This is a genomic window from Streptomyces sp. NPDC005181 (assembly GCF_040608395.1).
GTDB lineage: Bacteria > Actinomycetota > Actinomycetes > Streptomycetales > Streptomycetaceae > Streptomyces.
This window is the reverse complement of the sequence record NZ_JBEXID010000022.1, coordinates 53,677-71,795: the sequence shown is the minus strand read 5'-3', so window position 1 is coordinate 71,795 and position 18,119 is coordinate 53,677. Positions and strand designations below refer to the sequence as shown.

The following is an 18,119-nucleotide window of genomic DNA, read 5'->3' as shown; positions in this document are numbered from 1 at the left end:
GTCTGCTCGTGCGGTGCTCGAACGGTGGGTGATCGGCGCCCTGTCGTCGCAGCGCCCCTGGATCAGATCTCCGAACTCCTCGGCCGCTTGATGACGGTGCTCTGCGGCATCGCGCGATTGATCTCCTCACGCAGGTCCTCGATCTTCGCGTACCCGGCGAACTGCCCTGTGAGCCGGTACATTTCACGGAGCCGATCCCAGGTTCGGTGCGAGGAGGTCTCCCCCATCGTCACCAGGGCGAGTCGCGCGTAGCGGTCGGCCTGCTCCGGGTCGTCGGCGATGAAGCACGCCGAGGCGAGCGAAATGTAGTCGAAGATCTTCGAGCGCTGGCGCCCGTTGGCGCGCAGCTCCAGGGCCTGCTTGGCGTGGCGCTGGGCGATGACGGCCACCGACGGGTCGTGCTCGGCGAGCGTACGGAACGCCAGGGCCTGCATGCCGTGCAGATCCGCCTCGTCGAACAGCTGCATCCAACTGGGCGGCGGCACATCACCCTTGTCCGATACGAAGAGCTCCTCGGCCTTGCCGAGCGTGCGGCGCATGGCCTGGCCGCGGCCCATGGACGCCTGCGCCCAGGCCTCGATGGTGTGCAGCATCGCCTGGGTACGTGGCAGGACCATGTCCCCGGAACCGGACTTGGCGAGCTTCATCAGGTCCAGCGCATCGTCGGGACGGCCCAGGTGGACCATCTGACGGGCCGCCCGGGAGAGCGCCTCGCCCGCACGTGGGCGATCGCCGCCCTCGCGTGCCGCATGAGCGGCGATGACGAAGTACTTCTGCGCAGTGGGTTCGAGGCCGATGTCGTGGGACATCCATCCGGCGAGTACGGCGAGGTTGGCGGCAACACCCCAGAGACGGCGCTGCAGATGGTCGGGGTGGCGGTAGGAGAGCATGCCGCCCACCTCGTTGAGCTGGCCCACGACCGCCTTGCGCTGCAGCCCGCCGCCCCGGGAGGCGTCCCAGGCGCGGAACACCTCGACGGACCGTTCGAGCGCTTCGATCTCATCCGACCCGATGGGTGCGGCCTCGTACCGGTCGAAGCCGGCCGGGTCCGCGTGGAGGGGGTCGGCGAGCCGTGGAGCGTCGGCCGCCAACACGGGGTCGGTGTGCAGCCAGTCGTGCATGGGGCCGGTGATGGTCGATCCTGCGGCGAGCGCGGCGCCCGCGCTCACCAAGCCGCGTCGGTTGAGCATGAGGTCCATTCCCGTGAATTCGGTGAGGACCGCTGCCGTCCGTTCGGGCGCCCACGGCAGACTGTCGGGATTGTGTTCCGTCCCGACCTCTGTCCGCTTCCCCACACGCCCGCGCCGGCCGAACCCGAGGTCCTCGATGGTCACGACACGACCGAGCCGCTCGGTGAACAGGGCTGCCAGCACTTCGGGCACGGGATCGCGGGGGGACTCCCCCATGTCGATCCAGCGCCTCACGCGCGAGGTATCGGTGGCCAGCTGCGGGTGGCCCATGGCCGCCGCCTGCCGGTTCACCATTCTCGCGAGTTCGCCCTTGGACCAGCCGGCAAGGCCGAACAGATCCGACAGACGGGTGTTGGGTTCTCCGGTCACGTCAAGCCCCCAGGTTCTCGGCTGTGTTGACAGTAACCCCCTGTCAGATGCCTTGTGACTATTCGCCAGGGTTCGCCAGGGTCCGCCAGATGGTCTGCCACCCGCGCGCCGGTGTCAGGTAGGAAAGCGCCACCCCGCCCGGCAGCCCTAGGTACTCCCCAGGGTGCCGAACGGCCGCCGGCCGGGGCGGCGCACGCAACTTGTCGGCGCACGAAGGGATCTGTCTCGCCCATGTACACAGCATCGTCCTCCGTGACCGCCCCGCCCCGGCCGCTGCGTCCCATGGGAGCGGGCGCCGGGCCGTATCTCGCCCCGCATGCCGGTCAGCCGGCGCCCGGCACGGTCCGGCCCCGGCGGCCGGCAGGACTGGGCACCCCACCACTCAGCGGGCGACTGGATCTGTCCGGTCCGCAGGGCGCGCAGCTGAGGATGGCGATCGCCTCGGTGCACCGGATCTGCCCGGAGTTCAACCCGGTCCAGGTGCTGCGCCGCAGCGGGCGTTCGGTACTGCTCGTCGGCTCCACCGGACGCACGACGGCAGTCGCGAAGTGTTTACTGGACCAGTCCCCCGTCTGGTCGGAGCGGTTCCGCCACGAGATAGCGGCATACCGGGCGTTCGTCCGGCACCGTCCGCCGGTCCGGGTACCGCGGCTCATCGCGGCGGACCCGGAGAACTGCACGCTGGTCATCGAGCGGATGCCGGGACGTGTGGCGGCGCTGACGAGGCACCCGTCGGAGGCTCCTCCGAGGGCCGATGTTCGGGCAGCGCTCGGCGCGATCAGCCGGGTCAACGCCTGGCGGCCGGCCGCCGGGTTGTTCGACGCCCAGCTGGACTACGCCTCGCGCATCGCCCGCTATCACGAGCTGGGTCTCTTCACCGACCGTGATCTGGGCGACCTGCAGAAGCTGCTGCACGGCCTGGCGCATGCGGGCGGCCGTCAGGGCATGGGGCAGTTCTGCCACGGTGACGCCCTGCTCTCCAACATCCTGCTGTCGCCGACGGGGCCGGTGCTGGTGGACTGGGAGCACGCAGGCTGGTATCTGCCGGGGTACGACCTGGCGACGCTGTGGGCGGTGCTGGGTGACGCACCGGTCGCACGGCGGCAGATCAGCCAGCTGGCACAGGCCACGGGTCCGGCGGCGCGGGACGCGTTTCTGGTGAACCTGATGCTCGTACTGACGCGGGAGATCCGTACGTACGAGACGGCTGTGCAGCGGGCGATGCGGGAGACCGCGCCCGTCGGCGGCGGTCAGGAGCGTCCGGGTGCGCTGTCGTCGGGCGAGGAGCAGCGGCTGCTGCTGCGCCGGTTGCACGACGACTGCGCGATGGCCCGGCGGGCCGTGCGTGCTGCGGTCGGCACTCGCTGACGCGGCTCCACGAGATGCGCGCTGCGGGTCCGGTGCCGACACACCGGGCCCGCAGCGCGCTGTTGCGATCAGCTCCCTGCGGTGATTGAAGAGCGGCGGATGGGGTCGGGGCAGAGCCCCTTCAGGCCCCCGCCCGCTCACCCACGAGCCGTCACCGCACCCGCACCACATCCACCTCCGACGCCTTCACGAACGCGATCCGGTGCCCGATCTGCACCGTCACGTACTTCTCCGCGCCCTGGAAATACGCATGGTCCAGCGGATACGACGCATCGATCGTCGGCGCGTAGAAGAACCCGGTCGGCGCCTCGCCCCCGCCGGGGTACGACTGCCCGGCCTTGATGGTGTACGGCAGCGCCGTTCCCGCTCGCTTGTCCGCGAAGTCCGCCGGGTACTCGGACTTCTCCGGGTAGGCCACCCCGTACACCGGCACATCGGTACGGCCGGCCTTCGGCCGGACGACGTAGCCGGCGGTCGGCACGGTCGTCCGGGTTTTCGCCGGGGTCTCGAACCAGGCCTTCTGGCCGTACCACCAGATCGCCGTCCAGCCGGGCGCGTGGTCCGCGACCACCGCCTGCTGAGTCGCGCTGATCTTGCTGCCCCAGTCGGCCGCGCAGTTCGTGCCGGGCGAGCCGTCGGTGTGCAGGCCCGGGTCGGAGAAGAGCGGTGCGTCGGTGGACGGTTCGGTGTGGAGCGGGACGGCGCTGCTGCCCTGGACCGGCAGGTCGACGCCCTTCTCGCAGTCGCGGAACGCCTGCTTGTTGTCCTTGAAACGGGGGCTGACGGTGACGAGCGGGCTGCTCTTCGGCGCGCTCGGCACGGTCGTCGGCTTGCCGAGCAGCGCCATGAAGCGGTTCCAGTCCCAGTAGGTTCCCGGGTCCCAGTGCATGTTCTTGGTGCCGGCCGTGCTGGTGGGCGGCACGCCGTCGTGGCCGATGATGTGCTGCCGGTCGAGCGGGATGTCGTACTTGGCGGCGAGATAACGCACCAGCTTCGCCGTCGAGTTGTACATCTCGGGGGTGTACCACTTGGCACCCTCGACGGCGACCCCCTCCTGCTCGATGCCGATGGAGTGGGTGTTGACGTACCAGTTCCCCGCCTGCCAGGCGACGTCCTTGTCCTTGACCATCTGGGTGACATGACCGTCGCCCGAGCGCACCACATAGTGGGCGGAGGTCTGCTTCAGCGGGTTCTGAAAGATCTTCAGCGTGGTGTCGAAGTCTTCTTCGGTGTCATGCAGAACTATGAATTTGATCTTGTTGCTGTGCGGCCGGTCCGCGGTGTCGTAGTTGCCGTACGTCTCCTTGTCGGCCGGATCGCCGGTCTGCTGATAGGCAGCCGGGACCCAGTCGCAGTCGAGGCCGCGGGGACACTCGGGCCGCACCCCGTCCGCGCCGGCCTGTGCCGCGGGAGCGAGCAGCGCGAGACTCAGGGCGCCGACGGTGGTCAGGGCGAGCGTGAGTCTGGTCCTCTGCTTGGACGTCATGACAACCCTTCTTGGAGCTGCGCGCTTCGAAGTCGTACGTGATCCGATGTCACTGTTCCGCTATGGGCGCACACTCTGTGACCTGAGGTGATCGCACGTCAAGAGCACAAAGGGGGCTGCCGGACGAGTCACTGGACCAGACCACTGGCAGGGGCTCTGACCTGCGAAGGGAAGGAGGCAACGACTTTGTGGCGGTGGGGCGTTACCTGAGTTTTACGGAGCGGACGGGCGTGCGCCGCAGTCCGCCGACGCCCCGCGTGTGCGCATACTTTTTGTGTGATTAATGCCTGATGTGCGTGCCTCGGACGGACGAAGGGTAGTGCTCGCGCGGACACGAAAGGTCCGCGCGAACCCCGCGCGAACCCCGCGCGGAATTTCTCGGAAAGGCCGGACGCACATGGCTCAGCCCTTCACCCTGCCGGACTTCTATGTCCCGTATCCGGCGCGGCTCAACCCCCATGTCGAGGAGGCGCGACAGCACACCAAGTCCTGGGCGCGCAGCATAGGGATGGTAGAAGGGTCCGGCATCTGGGAGGAGAAGGACCTCGACTCCCATGACTACGCGCTGCTGTGCGCGTACACCCACCCCGACTGCTCGGCGGAGGCCCTGTCACTGGTCACCGACTGGTATGTGTGGGTCTTCTTCTTCGACGACCACTTCCTGGAGCTGTTCAAGCGCACCCCGGACCGGGAGGGCGGCAAGAAGTATCTGGACCGGCTGCCGGCGTTCATGCCGATGGAACGAGGGGCGCAGACACCCGAGCCGACGAACCCGGTCGAGGCGGGGCTGGCCGATCTGTGGGCGCGGACGGTGCCGAGCATGTCCGACGCCTGGCGGGTCCGGTTCGCGGAGGCGACCGAGAACCTGCTCAACGAGTCGCTGTGGGAGCTCGCCAATATCAACGAGGGGCGCATCGCGAACCCCGTGGAGTACATCGAGATGCGCCGCAAGGTGGGCGGCGCACCCTGGTCGGCGGGGCTCGTGGAGTACGCGGCGGACGCCGAGGTACCCGATTCGGTGGTGGGCGAGCGGGCGCTGCGGGTGCTGCGGGACGCCTTCTCCGACGGCGTGCATCTGCGCAACGACCTGTTCTCGTACCAGCGGGAGGTCGAGGACGAGGGCGAGAACAGCAACGGTGTGCTGGTGCTGGAGACATTTCTGGGCTGCTCCACCCAGGAGGCTGCCGAGGCGGTGAACGATCTGCTGACCTCACGGCTCCAGCAGTTCGAGAACACCGCGCTCACCGAACTCGGGCCGCTGTGCGCGGAGAAGGGGCTCGATCCGATGGAGACCGCGGCGGTTCTCGCGTACGTCAAGGGGTTGCAGGACTGGCAGTCCGGCGGCCATGAGTGGCACATGCGCTCCAGCCGCTACATGAACGACGGCGGGGCGGGCGAGGCCGCCCTGGGCTTCGGTATGTCCGCCGCGTCGATCCGCTTCACACCGCGCTCGGAGCCGGCCCGGATCCGCAGCCACACCCATGTGCCGTACCAGCACGTCGGCCCGTCTCTGCTGCCCGACTTCGACCTGCCGTTCGGTACGACCCTCAGCCCGCATCTGGACGGGGCGCGGATCCGGATCGTCGACTGGGCGCGCCGGATGGGGATCCTGGAGGCGCAGCCGGGGGTGCCCGGCTCGCACATCTGGGACGAGGAGCGGCTCATCGCGATCGATCTGCCGCTGTGCGCGGCGGGCCTGCATCCGGACGCGACGGCGGTCGAGCTGGATCTCTCCTCGGGGTGGCTGGCCTGGGGTACGTACGGCGACGACTGGTTCCCGGTGGTGCACGGGCGGGCCCGGGACCTGGCGGGCGCTCGGCTGGCCAATGAGCGGCTCTCGCTGTTCATGCCGCTGGACGGCTCCGCGGCGCCGGAGCCGGTCAATGCGCTGGAGCGTGGTCTCGCCGATCTCTGGCAGCGGACGGCGGCCCCGATGGACGACCGCGCACGGCGCGCGTTGCGCACGGCCATCGAGTCGATGACGGCGAGCTGGCTCTGGGAGCTTGCCAACCAGGCGCAGAACCGCATCCCGGACCCGGTGGACTACATCGAGATGCGACGGCTGACGTTCGGTTCGGATCTCACGATGAGCCTGTGCAGGCTCGGTCACGGCAAGAAGGTACCGGAGGGGATCTACCGCAGCGGCCCGCTGCGCTCCCTGGAGAACGCGGCGTCGGACTATGCCGCGCTGCTCAACGACCTGTTTTCGTACCAGAAGGAGATCGAGTACGAGGGTGAGGTGCACAACGGCGTCCTGGTCGTGCAGAACTTCTTCGGCGTGGACTATCCGACCGCGGTGGCGATCGTGCACGATCTGATGAACTCGCGGCTGCGCCAGTTCCTCCATGTCGCCGAGCAGGAACTCCCGGTCCTGTACGACGACTTCGCACTGGACGCCGAGGCGAGGGACATCTTGGCGGGCTACGTGGAAGAGCTCAAGCGCTGGATCGCGGGCATCCGGATCTGGCACCGGGACTGCCGCCGCTACCGCGAAGAGGATCTGCGGCGGGGTTCCGGCACCCCGTGGCACCTCAGTGGTCCCACGGGGCTCGGCGTCTCGGCGGCGCGGGTGACCGCGCTGTTCGCTCAGCCCTCGGCTCTGCCCTCCGCCACCAGCGTGTAGCGGTCGCCCGCACGGGCCTTGAAGACTCTCTCGCCGCTCGCCCACAAGGAGCAGCGGACGGTCACTTCGCGGCTACGGCCCGCCGTGATCACCACACGGCGGGCCTGCCCCGCGGACCATTCGATGTCGACGGTGAAGCCTCCGCGGGCGCGCAGTCCGCGGACCGATCCCTCCGGCCAGCCGGCGGGGAGGGCGGGGAGAATCTCGATCACGTCGTACTGGCTCTGCAGCACCATTTCGGCGATGCCCGAGGTGGCACCGAAGTTGCCGTCGATCTGGAACGGCGGGTGGGTGGCCCAGAGGTTGGGGAGGGTGGAGCTCTTCAGCTGTTCCGCGAGCATCTTGTGGGCGTGGTCGCCGTCGCGCAGCCGCGCCCAGAAGTTGATCTTCCATGCCTTGGACCAGCCGGTGCCGCCGTCGCCGCGCGCCCCGAGGGAGTCCTTGGCCGCCTCGGCCCAGTTGCTGCCGGGTTCGATCTGCCGCCCGGGGTGGAGGGCGAAGAGGTGAGATACATGACGGTGGTCGTCGGCCGGGTCATCCCGGTCGGTCTTCCACTCCTGGAGCTGTCCCCAGGAGCCGATCCGCAGCCCGGGGTCGAGCCGGTCGAGGGCCGTCCGCAGGCGGCTGCGGAAGGCGGGGGCGTCGCCGAGCGTGCGGGCGGCCTCCAGGGTGTTGGTGAGCAGGTCGTGGACGATCTGCTGGGACATCGCGGCGCCCGCGGTGAAGTCTCCGTGCTCGGGAGAGTAGCTGGGGGTGACGACGAGCAGCCCGTCGCGCGGGTCGGTGCGCAGATTGGCCAGCCAGAATTCGGCGGCCTCCTTCATCGCCGGATAGGCGGTGGAGCGCAGATAGCCGGTGGAGCCGCTGAACCGGTAGTGCTCGTACATCTGCTGAGTGAGCCAGGCGGCGGTCTCGGGGAACCAGAAGGCGGTCGACCAGTCGTGGACCCCGGTGAAGCCGTAGGGGTTGGTCTCATTGTGCACCACCCAGCCGGCCGTCCCGAACATCTCCTTCGCCGTCCTGCGCCCCGGTGCACGCATCGCCTCGATGTAGCGGTCGTACGGTGCGGTGGTCTCGGCCAGGTTGGTGACCTCGGCGAGCCAGTAGTTCATCTGGAGGTTGATGTTGCTGTGGTAGTCGGCGGACCACGGCGGGGTGGTGGAGTTGTTCCAGACGCCCTGGAGGTTCGCGGGCAGCGAACCGGCCCGCGAGGACGCGATCAGCAGGTAGCGGCCGTACTGGAAGAAGAGCGCCTCCAGCGCCCGGTCGGCGGGGCTCGTACCGCCGGTGTACCGGGCGAGCAGCTGGTCGGTCGGCAGGTCGGGCAGCTGCTGGCCGATGTCGAGGGCGACCCGGTCGAAGAGCGCTCCGTGATCGCGTACGTGGGCGGCTCGGACCTTCTCGTACGACGTTCCGGCCGCCTCGTCCACCGTGCGGGTGACCGTGTGGTGCGGGTCGTCGCCGCGGTAGGCCGGATAGCGGTCGGCGTAGTCGGTGGCAGCGGCGAGGACGAACCAGGCGCTGTCGGCATCGGTGACGGTCAGTGTGCCGTCGGGCCCGGCGGTGACGCGGCCGCCACTGGTACGCACCCGGATCTGGGCCTCGAAGCGCAGCCCGTTGTCCTTCAGCGCGCCCCGTACGGTGAGCCGGTCTGCGGCGGCGGTCGCGGTGAAGTCGCTGCGCGGCGAGGTGTAGCGCAGGGTGAACGAGACCTGTCCCGGGCGGTCCGCTCCGAGCCGCCCGGCGATGACGCTTCCGGGGTGGGAGACGAAGTACTCCCGGGAGTGGTGGACGTCCTGCTGGGTGTAGGCAACGGTGGCGAGCGCCGTCCGCACGTCGAGGGCGCGCCGGTAGGAGGCGTCGGGGGCGGCCGGGGCATTCGGCAGATCGAGCAGCAGGTCACCGAAGACCTGGTAGGCGCCGTAGCCGCGGCGCGCCTGGCCCAGTTCCGCGGCGACCGAGTCGGGATCGATCGCGCCCTCGCTGTCGAGGCGTTGCTGCACTGCGGTGAGGGCCCCCGGTCGGGGGCGGTCCAGTTGCCGAAGTCGTACCCCTGGGTGGAGCCGGGTCCGCCGGTCCACAGCGTCTTCTCGTTGAAGGTGAGCCGTTCGGAGGCGAGCGTTCCGTAGACGCTCGCGCCCAGGGCGCCACCACCGATGGGCAGTGATTCGTGCTCCCAGCCGACGGCGGGGGTGCGGTACCAGAGCACCGGGTCCACCAGGGGCCTGGCTCTCTCCGGCCCTTGCGTCCCGCGTGATTCATCGGAGGTACCGACAGCCGCTGCCGTTCCGGCAAGGGCAGGAACTCCCAGCGCCAGGGTGCCTGTTGCGCCGATCGCTGTCTTCACTGTGGTGCGTCGCGTCATCCCGGGTGTCATGGCGCACGACGCTAAAGGTCCGACGACTGACCGGACAAGGTGCATGACAAAGCAGCCTCTTGGACAGAGGCTGCGCAGGGTTGGACAAAAGTGCCCCACGGCCGTCCGGATCGGTGCGGACGGCCGTGGCCGGGACGTTTCAGCCCTGCTGGAACAGCTCGGCAGGCAGGGGCTTCAGCAAGGTGTACAGATCGTCGGTGATGGGCCGGTCCCAGCTGGCAATGGTGACGAGCACTCCGTCGCTGCGGTCGAACTGGACGCAGGAGATCCGGGTCTCGGAGAGCTTCACCCGGCGGACGATCAGCAGGTTGTCGCCCTGCATAACGGGCATGTCGTCGGTGCCGGTCACCTCGACCGGCTCGTCGTTCTCCAGCGCGAGCAGCAGTTGGGCGACCTCGAACGGGACCTGGCCCTCCTCGGTCTCGCGGGCGGGCGAGCCCTCCGGGAGGTTACCGATGATCATCGCGGGGCCGCGACCGCCGAACAGGTCGTACCGCAGGAAGACACCCTGACAGCTCCCGTCGGGCGCGGGCAGCAGACCGGCGCCGAGGTTTCCGGGCCAGTCCCCCGGGTCCATGGCCAGGACGTCGAAATCCGGGCCCGCGGGTGTGGCGGCGCTACGGCGGCGGAGGAAGGACATGCAGACATGTTACGTGTCTCCGCTCACGTTGCGGAGCCGGGCCCGCGCACGTCCGACCGCCGGACGCCGGGCTATGGCGTGTCCGGCGCGTCATGGCCGGACTCCGCGGCCAGCGCCTCCAGGACACCCACCGCCTCGGTGCCACGTCCGTGCGGGACGAACAGGTGGTCGTGATGGTAGCCCGCCACGACATTGCAGCTCACCCCCGCGTCGGTGAGGGCGAGCGCCACAGCGGCGGTGAGTCCTACGGCGTCCAGCGCGGAGTGGACGCGGAGGGTGATCCAGGCCGCCACATAGTCGTACGTCAGCCCTGCGGCGACGGCTTCCTCCTCCTGGAGCACCAGAGTCAGTCCCTCGCGCTCGGTGACTGTCACCACGGGTGCGACACCGGTGGGCGCCGCACCGTCGGGCACCGTGGTGAAGACGTACCGGCCGGCGTTCAGCTCAGGCCGCATGCCGCTCAGCAGGGTTCGCAGGTCGCGCTCGCCAGTCATGATCACCACGCTACGGCGGTTCACCCGGCTACGGGTGCGATGAGCGGTGCCGCTCGTGGTGGCGGGCCACCCGGGCGCGGTTCCCGCAGGACGGCTTGCACCACTCCTGGCGGGGGTGCTCCTTGACGAAGTAGCGCACACACCGTGGGGCGTGACAGGCGCGCAGTGCGGCGCGGTCCGGTCCGGCGAGGAAGCCGATCACGGCACGGGCCAGGGCCGCGGGCAGGGCGTCCCCGAGCTGCGCTGCGCCGGCCGGGTGGTGGGAGGCGAGGGGGTCACCGTCGTCCGGCCAGTCCAGACGGGGGACGGTCGGGACAGCTGCGGCCGCAGCATTGAGCCGGTCGAGTGCCTCGGGTACGGGCATCAGGTTCCGGGCGTCGGCGGGACTCGGTCGGCCGGGGCGCACGGCGTGCGCGAAGAGCGCCCGGACGGCGGCACGCAGAGACCGTACGGCAGCGAGGCTCTCCTCGTCGGCCACCCAGGCATCGGCGGGCACGGAGCCGGCTGCCCGGCCGCCGGCTCCTGGCACGCGCCCGAGCAGGCCGCGCCGTTCGCGCACCCAGGCGGTCAGCCCCTCGGGGGTGTCAAGGTCGTCGGCGACGCCGCCCCGGCCGTCGTGTCGGACGGTGAGGGCGAGGGCGACGGTGAGCCGGGCGCCGGACATGGGCCTAATGGTAGGTCGGCCACAACCATTAGGCACGGGGAGGGACCGGCATGACCGAGCTGCGTCATTTGCTGCGCGACATCGAGGTGTTCCAGGGCGAGTTGCCCGCATTCGATCCGCGGACCGCCCCTGACACCCCCGTGGAACTGTTCACGGAGTGGCTGCTGCACGCACTGGACTCCGGGGTCCGCGAGCCGCATGCGACGACCCTGTCGACGGCGGGCGGCCGACGGGAATCCGACGCCCGCACCCTGATCCTCAAGAACGTCTCCGCGCAGGGCTGGCAGTTCGCCTCGGAGGCGGGCAGTGTCAAGGGGCGCGATCTCGCGGACCGCCCGTTCGCCGCGCTCACCTTCTACTGGCCGCAGTCGGCCCGCCAGGTGCGAGTGCGCGGGCCCGTCGTCGCCGAGAGCGCCGAGCGGAGCGCCGCGGACTTCCTGGCCCGTGGCCCGGGAGCCAGGGCGGAAGCCCTGCTCGGACGGCAGAGCAGCCCACTGACCGATCTCGCGGTGCGTGACGCGGCGGTCCGGGAGTCGCTGGCCCGGCTGGAGCGGGAGCCTGATCTCGTGGCGCCGGGATGGGCGCTGCACTCGGTGCGGCCGCAGACCGTGGAGTTCTGGCAGGGCGACAAACAGCGCGATCACACGCGACTCAACTACCGTGCCACGGACGTCGGTTGGGTGCGCGAGCTGCTCTGGCCCTGAGTCCGATCCGCGCGGGCCGCGCCGTCAGGTGAGGTCGAACTCGCCGTCGCGGGCGTTCACCACGAAGGCCCGCCACTCGGCCGGGGTGAAGATCAGCGAAGGGCTGTCGGGCTTACCGGCGTTGCGCATCGCGATGAATCCCTCGACGAAGGCGATCTGGACATCCCCGGCCCCCTGTGTGCCCGACTGCCAGTCGGCGTTGCTGAGATCGAGGTCCGGCTTGTCCCAGCCGGCAAAGGGCTGTTGGGTGGTGGTGCTCTCCGCCACGTCGGCTCCTCCCACTAGTCGTTCCGGCCAAAGCCTAGCCACCTCGGGCGGTCCCGGACAGGCCGCGGCCAAGGCCTGCTCTGCCGGTCCGGGACGACGCCCGCCTCAGCTGCGGGGAGGCTCGGCTCCGACCAGCCACATGGAGAAGAACTGCGCCCCGCCGCCGTACGCGTGGCCGAGCGCCTTACGGGCGCCCGGCACCTGGTGTTCGCCCGCCTGTCCGCGTACCTGCAGGGCCGCTTCGGCGAAGCGGATCATGCCGGACGCGCCGATGGGGTTGGTGGAAAGCACACCGCCCGAGGGGTTCACCGGCAGGTCGCCGTCGAGTTCGGTGACCCCGGACTCGGTGAGCTTCCAGCCCTCCCCCTCGGCTGCGAAGCCGAGATTCTCCAGCCACATCGGTTCGTACCAGGAGAACGGAACGTACATCTCGACCGCGTCGATCTCCCGGCGCGGGTCGGTGATGCCGGCCTGCCGGTACACATCGGCCGCGCAGTCCTTGCCGGCCTGCGGCGAGACGAAGTCCTTGCCGGCGAACAGGGTCGGTTCGCTGCGCATCGCGCCGCCGTGCACCCAGGCGGGAGGATGCGGTGAACGGTCGGCGCCCGTCCGGTCGGTGAGGATCATCGCGCACGCGCCGTCCGATGACGGGCAGGTCTCGGAGTAGCGGATCGGGTCCCAGAGCATCGGTGCGGCCTGGACCTTCGCCAGGGTGATGTCCGGGTCGTGGATGTGCGCGTACGGGTTCTTGAGCGCGTTGCGCCGGTCCTTGTAGGCGACGAGGGAGCCGACCGTGTCGGGCGCCCCGGTGCGGCGCATGTACGCGCGCACGTGCGGGGCGAAGAAGCCGCCCGCGCCCGCGAGCAGCGGCTGCTGGAACGGGATGGGCAGCGACAGGCCCCACATGGCATTGGACTCGGACTGCTTCTCGAAGGCCAGGGTGAGCACAGTGCGGTGCACCCGCGCGGCAACGAGATTGGCGGCGACGAGTGCGGTGGAACCACCCACCGAACCCGCGGTGTGCACCCGGAGCATCGGTTTGCCGACCGCGCCGAGGGCGTCGGCGAGATAGAGCTCCGGCATCATCAGGCCCTCGAAGAAGTCGGGTGCCTTGCCGATGACGACGGCGTCGATGTCTGTCCAGGTCAGGGCGGCGTCCTCCAGCGCGCGGACGGCGGCCTCGCGGACGAGACCGGCGAGGGAAACGTCCCTGCGGGCGGAGACATGCTTGGTCTGGCCGATGCCGACGACGGCCAGGGGCTCCTTAGACATGGGCGGTCTCCCCTTCGAGGACGGCGACCAGGTTCTGCTGCAGACAGGGTCCCGATGTGGCGTGGGCCAGCGCCCTGTCGGACTCACCGCGGTGAATGCGGGCCGCGGCCTCGCCCAGCCGGATCAGCCCGGCGGCCATGACAGGGTTGGCGGCGAGCGCACCGCCGGACGGATTGACACGGACACTGCCGTCGAGCCCGAGCGCCCTGCGGAGCACGACCTCCTGAGAGGTGAACGGGGCATGCAACTCCGCGGTGTCGACGGGCCGTTCGAAGGCCCCGGCGTGTTCGGCGGCGAGCCGGGCCGACGGCGAGTCGGTCAGCTCCCGCACTCCGAGGCTGTGGGCCTCGATGCGGTGGTCGATGCCGCGGATCCAGGCGGGGCGGGTGCACAGGGCGCGCGCGGCGTCACCGGCGGCGAGGACCACGGCTGCGGCACCGTCGCCGACCGGCGGGCAGTCCCCGGTGCGCAGCGGCCGGACGACATACTCGCCGGCCGGGACGGAGCCCGCGAGCTGCGCGTGCGGATTGTCCGCGGCGGCGACGCGGTTGCGGGCAGCGATCGAGGCGAGGGCGGCCTCGTCGGTGTCGCCCGCGTCGATCAGCGCCTGGGCCTGAAGTGCGGCGAGCGCAACGGAGTCGGGCCAGAGCGGGCCGACGTAGTACGGGTCGAGCTGGCGGGTGAGGACGTCGCGCACCTCGCCGGGCGAGGACTTCCCGTACGCGTAGACAAGGGCCGTGTCGGCCTCGCCGGTCCGGAGTTTCACCCATGCCTCGTACAACGCCCAGGCGCCGTCCATCTCCACATGGGACTCGGAGATCGGCGGATGGGCGCCGACACCGTCGAGGGCCATGGTGAAGGAGAAGGCGCGACCGGCGAGGTAGTCGCTGGATCCCGAGCAGGTGAAGCCGATGTCGCGCGCCCTGAGGCCGGTCGCGTCGAGGACCTTGTGCAGGACCGGCATGACCATTTCGACTTCGGAGAGTTCGTCGGTGCGCCGCCGGTGATCCGTCTGCGCGAAGGCGACGATCGCTACGTCTCGCATCTACAGCAGCTCCTTGTACGCGTCGTAGTCGGCGTCCGGCTCTCCGGTGGGCCGGTAGTGGTCGGGGTGGCGGCTGCCCGCGGTCCAGACGGGCTCGACCCGCAGACCCATCCGCACCTGGTCGTACGGAATGCCGCCGATCCGCCCGTGCAGGGCGAGGTCGGCGCCGTCGAGGGCGATGTGGGCGTAGACGTACGGGACCTCGATGTCGAGGTTCTTCGCCTTGATGTTGACGATGCAGTACGTGGTGACGGTGCCACGCGGGCCGACCTCGACCTGTTCGGCGGTGGCGACAGCACAGGTGGGGCAGGCGCCGCGGGGCGGGACGTACACCTTGCGGCAGGACGGGCAGCGCTCGCCGACGGTGCGCTGCTCGGAGAGGGCATTGAGGTACGCGCTCTGGGCGCGGCCGGGGGTGTACGTGTAGTCGAGGCGGGCCGGGGTGACGATGCCGGTGACGGGGTCGGCGAACTCGCCGCTGTGCGGGGTGCTTTCGGTCGTCACCTCACTCTCGTACGGTTCGAAACAGGCGATGTCCGTGATGGCACCGGTCCGCTGCGGGGCCCAGCGGATCCGCACCCGCATGCCGGTGTGCACGGCTTCGGGTCCCGGCGCGTCGAGGACATGGAGCAGGGCGGTGTCGGCCCCGTCCAGCTTCACCAGCACCCAGGCGAACGGGGTCGCCAGGGGCTGGCCGCGGCGCGGGGCCGGGTTCCAGGCCCAGGTGGTGACGGTGCCGGTGGCGGCGACCTCGGTGAGTTCGCTCAGCTCCTCGGCGGTGACGGGGTCGTACTCGACGGGCGGGACCAGGACCTTGCGGTCGCCGGTCCGCACGCCGAGCACGGTCCGTTCGCGCAGCCCGGTGAGGAAGGCGCTCTGAACCGGACCGAGAGAGCGGGTGAAGGGGAACTCGACCACCAGTGGTGCGCTGAGGACGTCGGGCACGTTTGTCTCCTTGGCTCAGGCGCGCCGGTAGACGGGCGGGCGCTTCTCGGCGAAGGCGCGGGCGCCTTCCTTGGCGTCGGCGGTCGCGAAGACCGGCCAGCCACGCTTCAGTTCGGCGGCGAGCCCATCGGTCTCGGTCATTTCGGCGGTCTCGTACACGGAGGCCTTGACGGCCTCGACGGCGAGCGGGCCGCAGGCATTGATCTGCTCGGCGACGTCGAGGGCCTGTTCCAGTGCGGTGCCGTCGGGGACGACTCTGCCGATCAGCCCGATGCGGGCCGCTTCGTCGGCGCTGTACGGGCGTCCGGTGAGGAGCATTTCGAGGGCGTGGGTGCGGGCGATCTGGCGGGGCAGCCGTACCGTCGAGCCGCCGATGGGGAACAGCCCGCGCTTGACCTCGAAGAGCCCGAAGGTGGCGTTCGCACCGGCGATACGGATGTCCGTGCCCTGCAGAATCTCGGTTCCGCCCGCCACGCAGTACCCCTCGACGGCGGCGATGACCGGCTTGCGAGGGCGGTGGTGGCGCAGCATCGCCTTCCAGTGCAGATCGGGGTCGGCCGTCATCCGGTCCCGGTACTGCTCGCCCTCCATCCCCTTGCCCGCGAGGGCCTTGAGGTCCATGCCGGCGCAGAAGGAGCCCCCCGCGCCGGTGAGGACCACGGAGCGGATTCCGTCGTCCTCGTCCGCGGCCAGCCAGCCGTCGTGCAGCCCGACCAGCATCGGCAGCGAGAGCGCGTTCTTCGCCTCCGGCCTGTTCAAGGTGAGCACCAGTGTGGCGCCTTCGCGCTGCACGGTGAGGTGTTCCGTACCACCCATTGCCTGCCTCCCGTTTCCAGATCTAGAACAGGTTGCAGTAGGTGGGGATCCAGTTCAATAGTTTTCTGACAGTCAGTCAGATTTCTTCGGCAGCGCCTCTTCCCAGTTGCGCCGGTCGGCGCTCTAATGACCGCCGGACCACTCAGCATCCGGGGTCAGGAGGAACGGTGGAGTACAACCTTGCCGACCTGTTCGAGTCGGTCGTCGACGCGGTCCTGGATCGCGAGGCGCTCGTGTATCTCGACCATCCCGGTACAGGTGCCGAGCGGCGGCTCACCTACGCGGAGCTGGACGCCGCCGCCAACCGGATCGCGCACCATCTGATCGACGCGGGCCTGACCCCCGGCGAGCACCTCGGACTCCACCTCTACAACGGCATCGAGTACCTCCAGACCGTGCTGGCCTGCCTCAAGGCGCGGATCGTCCCGGTCAATGTCAACTACCGGTATGTGGAGGACGAGTTGGCCTACCTCTACCGGGACGCGGATCTGGCGGCCCTGGTCTTCGACGCGGAGTTCGACGAGCGGGTCGCGGCCGCCGCGCCGAAGGCACGCAGGCTCCGCCATCTCGTTCGGGTCGGTACGCCGGTGGCGGGCACCCCGGGGCCGGATGCCGTGGCGTTCGCCGATGCCGAGCGGGCCGGGGATCCCGGGCGCGGCTTCGCGCCCCGATCGGCCGACGACCAGTTCATCATCTACACCGGTGGCACCACGGGCATGCCCAAGGGCGTGATGTGGCGCCAGGAGGACCTCTTCTTCTCCGGTCTCGGCGGCGGCGCGCCGACCGGTTACCCGGTGAAGACCCCGCAGGAGCTGGCCGAGCGGGTCGCCGCGGGCGGCGACGGCATCACCTTCTTCCCGACTCCCCCACTGATGCACGGCACCTCGACGCTGACCGCGTTCATCGGTTTCAACTTCGGGCAGCGGGTCGTCATCCACCGCAAGTTCGTGCCCGAGGAGGTGCTCCGCACGATCGAGAAGGAGAAGGTCACCAGCGTGTCGCTGGTCGGTGACGCGATGCTGCGACCACTGATCGACGCACTGAGGGGGCCGTTGAAGGCCACCGACTGCTCGTCGCTGTTCTCCGTCTCCAGCTCGGGCGCGATCATGTCCGACTCGGTGCGCGCGGAGTTCCAGTCACTGGTGCCCACCGTGATGCTGCTCAACAACTTCGGCTCGTCGGAGTCCGGCTTCAACGGCACGGCAACGGCCGACTCGGGGCCGGAGAACGGGTTCCGTATCCAGGTCAACTCCCGTACGGCAGTGGTCGATCCGGCGACGTACGAACCGGTGGAGCCGGGCGAGCCGGGCCGGATCGCCCAGCGGGGCCACGTACCGCTCGGCTACTACAACGACCCGCACAAGACCGCGCAGACGTTCTTCCACAAGGGCGACGAGCGATGGGTGCTGCTCGGCGACATGGCCACCGTCGACGCGGACGGCATCGTCACGGTCCTCGGCCGTGGCTCCCAGTGCATCAACACCGGAGGCGAGAAGGTGTACCCGGAGGAGGTCGAACAGGCGCTCAAGTCCCATCCGGACGTGTACGACGCGCTGGTCGCCGGGGTCCCGGACGAACGGTGGGGGAACCACGTCGCGGCGGTGGTGCAACTACGGGAGGGCGCGGCCGAACCCTCGCTCGACGATGTCCAGGCACACTGCCGGACCCGGCTCGCCGGATACAAGATCCCCCGGCAGCTGGTGATCGCCCCGCTGATCCAGCGCTCGCCGAGCGGCAAGGCCGACTACCGGTGGGCCCGCTCGGTCGTCGCACCCGGCCGCGGACCGCAGGCCTGAGCGCCCGCCCCTGATCCCGGCCCGCCCCCGGGTGCAAGGACAGCCACCGAGCCGTGCAATCTC

The 18,119-nt window shown here is 69.9% G+C and carries 14 protein-coding genes and 1 pseudogene; 4 read left to right on the top strand and 11 right to left on the bottom strand.

Translation table 11 applies throughout. The features are described from left to right. Positions 1-62: 62 nt before the first annotated feature. Positions 63-1,559: a hypothetical protein gene (locus ABZV38_RS16970; protein WP_356327751.1), complete on the bottom strand. Its 1,497-nt coding sequence runs from the start codon at positions 1,557-1,559 to the stop codon at positions 63-65. Between the two features lie 231 nt (positions 1,560-1,790). Here ABZV38_RS16970 and ABZV38_RS16965 point away from each other — a divergent pair, with 231 nt between their 5' ends. Beyond that, a complete protein-coding gene (locus ABZV38_RS16965) occupies positions 1,791-2,927 on the top strand; it encodes an aminoglycoside phosphotransferase family protein (protein ID WP_356327750.1) in 1,137 nt (378 codons plus the stop codon). 151 nt (positions 2,928-3,078) lie between these two features. On the opposite strand, the gene ABZV38_RS16960 is transcribed toward ABZV38_RS16965, so the two are convergent. Beyond that, complete coding sequence (locus tag ABZV38_RS16960) at positions 3,079-4,413, bottom strand: peptidoglycan recognition family protein (RefSeq protein ID WP_356327748.1); 1,335 nt, start codon at positions 4,411-4,413, stop codon at positions 3,079-3,081. 397 nt (positions 4,414-4,810) lie between these two features. Here ABZV38_RS16960 and ABZV38_RS16955 point away from each other — a divergent pair, with 397 nt between their 5' ends. Continuing rightward, entirely contained in the window at positions 4,811-7,036 is a 2,226-nt protein-coding gene (locus tag ABZV38_RS16955; RefSeq protein ID WP_356327746.1) for a germacradienol/geosmin synthase, read from the top strand. On the opposite strand, the pseudogene ABZV38_RS16950 reads toward ABZV38_RS16955, so the two are convergent. The 4 genes and pseudogenes from ABZV38_RS16950 to ABZV38_RS16935 all read right to left on the bottom strand — a co-directional run bounded on the left by ABZV38_RS16950 (position 7,000) and on the right by ABZV38_RS16935 (position 11,211). Then, a pseudogene (locus ABZV38_RS16950) lies at positions 7,000-9,245 on the bottom strand (glycoside hydrolase family 95 protein). The gene ABZV38_RS16955 and the pseudogene ABZV38_RS16950 sit on opposite strands and share 37 nt — an antisense overlap. A 307-nt stretch (positions 9,246-9,552) precedes the next feature. Continuing rightward, positions 9,553-10,053, bottom strand: coding sequence for a hypothetical protein (locus ABZV38_RS16945; RefSeq protein ID WP_030928952.1), 501 nt, complete (start codon positions 10,051-10,053; stop codon positions 9,553-9,555). 71 nt (positions 10,054-10,124) lie between these two features. Next, a complete protein-coding gene (locus tag ABZV38_RS16940; protein ID WP_356327744.1) occupies positions 10,125-10,547 on the bottom strand; it encodes an ACT domain-containing protein in 423 nt (140 codons plus the stop codon). Positions 10,548-10,575: 28 nt separating this feature from the next. After that, positions 10,576-11,211 (bottom strand): ABATE domain-containing protein, encoded by a 636-nt coding sequence (locus tag ABZV38_RS16935; protein WP_356327742.1) that lies wholly within the window; start codon positions 11,209-11,211, stop codon positions 10,576-10,578. Between the two features lie 50 nt (positions 11,212-11,261). On the opposite strand from ABZV38_RS16935, the gene ABZV38_RS16930 reads away from it, so the two are divergent. Then, positions 11,262-11,915 carry a pyridoxal 5'-phosphate synthase gene (locus tag ABZV38_RS16930; protein ID WP_356327741.1) on the top strand — a complete coding sequence of 218 codons (654 nt, stop codon included), beginning with the start codon at positions 11,262-11,264 and terminating at the stop codon, positions 11,913-11,915. 24 nt (positions 11,916-11,939) lie between these two features. Here the strand turns inward: ABZV38_RS16930 and ABZV38_RS16925 are convergent, their stop codons facing one another. The 5 genes from ABZV38_RS16925 to ABZV38_RS16905 all read right to left on the bottom strand — a co-directional run bounded on the left by ABZV38_RS16925 (position 11,940) and on the right by ABZV38_RS16905 (position 16,260). Then, the gene (locus ABZV38_RS16925; protein WP_356327740.1) at positions 11,940-12,182 is read right to left on the bottom strand and encodes a DUF397 domain-containing protein; all 243 of its coding nucleotides are present in this window, start codon (positions 12,180-12,182) and stop codon (positions 11,940-11,942) included. Positions 12,183-12,287: 105 nt separating this feature from the next. Then, positions 12,288-13,454, bottom strand: a complete 1,167-nt coding sequence (locus tag ABZV38_RS16920) for a thiolase domain-containing protein (protein WP_356327739.1) — start codon at positions 13,452-13,454, stop codon at positions 12,288-12,290. Continuing rightward, on the bottom strand, positions 13,447-14,499 hold the full coding sequence (locus tag ABZV38_RS16915; RefSeq protein ID WP_356327738.1) for a thiolase domain-containing protein: 1,053 nt from the start codon (positions 14,497-14,499) through the stop codon (positions 13,447-13,449). The genes ABZV38_RS16920 and ABZV38_RS16915 overlap by 8 nt, the downstream gene beginning before the upstream one ends. After that, positions 14,500-15,444: an OB-fold domain-containing protein gene (locus tag ABZV38_RS16910; protein WP_356327737.1), complete on the bottom strand. Its 945-nt coding sequence runs from the start codon at positions 15,442-15,444 to the stop codon at positions 14,500-14,502. It abuts the gene before it with no gap. Between the two features lie 15 nt (positions 15,445-15,459). Then, a complete protein-coding gene (locus ABZV38_RS16905; protein WP_356327735.1) occupies positions 15,460-16,260 on the bottom strand; it encodes a crotonase/enoyl-CoA hydratase family protein in 801 nt (266 codons plus the stop codon). Between the two features lie 167 nt (positions 16,261-16,427). Here ABZV38_RS16905 and ABZV38_RS16900 point away from each other — a divergent pair, with 167 nt between their 5' ends. Then, complete coding sequence (locus ABZV38_RS16900) at positions 16,428-18,056, top strand: acyl-CoA synthetase (RefSeq protein ID WP_356327733.1); 1,629 nt, start codon at positions 16,428-16,430, stop codon at positions 18,054-18,056. Positions 18,057-18,119 lie beyond the last annotated feature (63 nt).

What these genes read in the sequence shown, in the direction of transcription:
- ABZV38_RS16965 (WP_356327750.1), top strand. Translation starts at nt 1,791, where the DNA reads ATGTACACAGCATCGTCCTCCGTGACCGCCCCGCCCCGGCCGCTGCGT.
- ABZV38_RS16960 (WP_356327748.1), bottom strand. Translation starts at nt 4,413, where the DNA reads ATGACGTCCAAGCAGAGGACCAGACTCACGCTCGCCCTGACCACCGTC.
- ABZV38_RS16955 (WP_356327746.1), top strand. Translation starts at nt 4,811, where the DNA reads ATGGCTCAGCCCTTCACCCTGCCGGACTTCTATGTCCCGTATCCGGCG.
- ABZV38_RS16945 (WP_030928952.1), bottom strand. Translation starts at nt 10,053, where the DNA reads ATGTCCTTCCTCCGCCGCCGTAGCGCCGCCACACCCGCGGGCCCGGAT.
- ABZV38_RS16940 (WP_356327744.1), bottom strand. Translation starts at nt 10,547, where the DNA reads ATGACTGGCGAGCGCGACCTGCGAACCCTGCTGAGCGGCATGCGGCCT.
- ABZV38_RS16935 (WP_356327742.1), bottom strand. Translation starts at nt 11,211, where the DNA reads ATGTCCGGCGCCCGGCTCACCGTCGCCCTCGCCCTCACCGTCCGACAC.
- ABZV38_RS16930 (WP_356327741.1), top strand. Translation starts at nt 11,262, where the DNA reads ATGACCGAGCTGCGTCATTTGCTGCGCGACATCGAGGTGTTCCAGGGC.
- ABZV38_RS16920 (WP_356327739.1), bottom strand. Translation starts at nt 13,454, where the DNA reads ATGTCTAAGGAGCCCCTGGCCGTCGTCGGCATCGGCCAGACCAAGCAT.
- ABZV38_RS16915 (WP_356327738.1), bottom strand. Translation starts at nt 14,499, where the DNA reads ATGCGAGACGTAGCGATCGTCGCCTTCGCGCAGACGGATCACCGGCGG.
- ABZV38_RS16905 (WP_356327735.1), bottom strand. Translation starts at nt 16,260, where the DNA reads ATGGGTGGTACGGAACACCTCACCGTGCAGCGCGAAGGCGCCACACTG.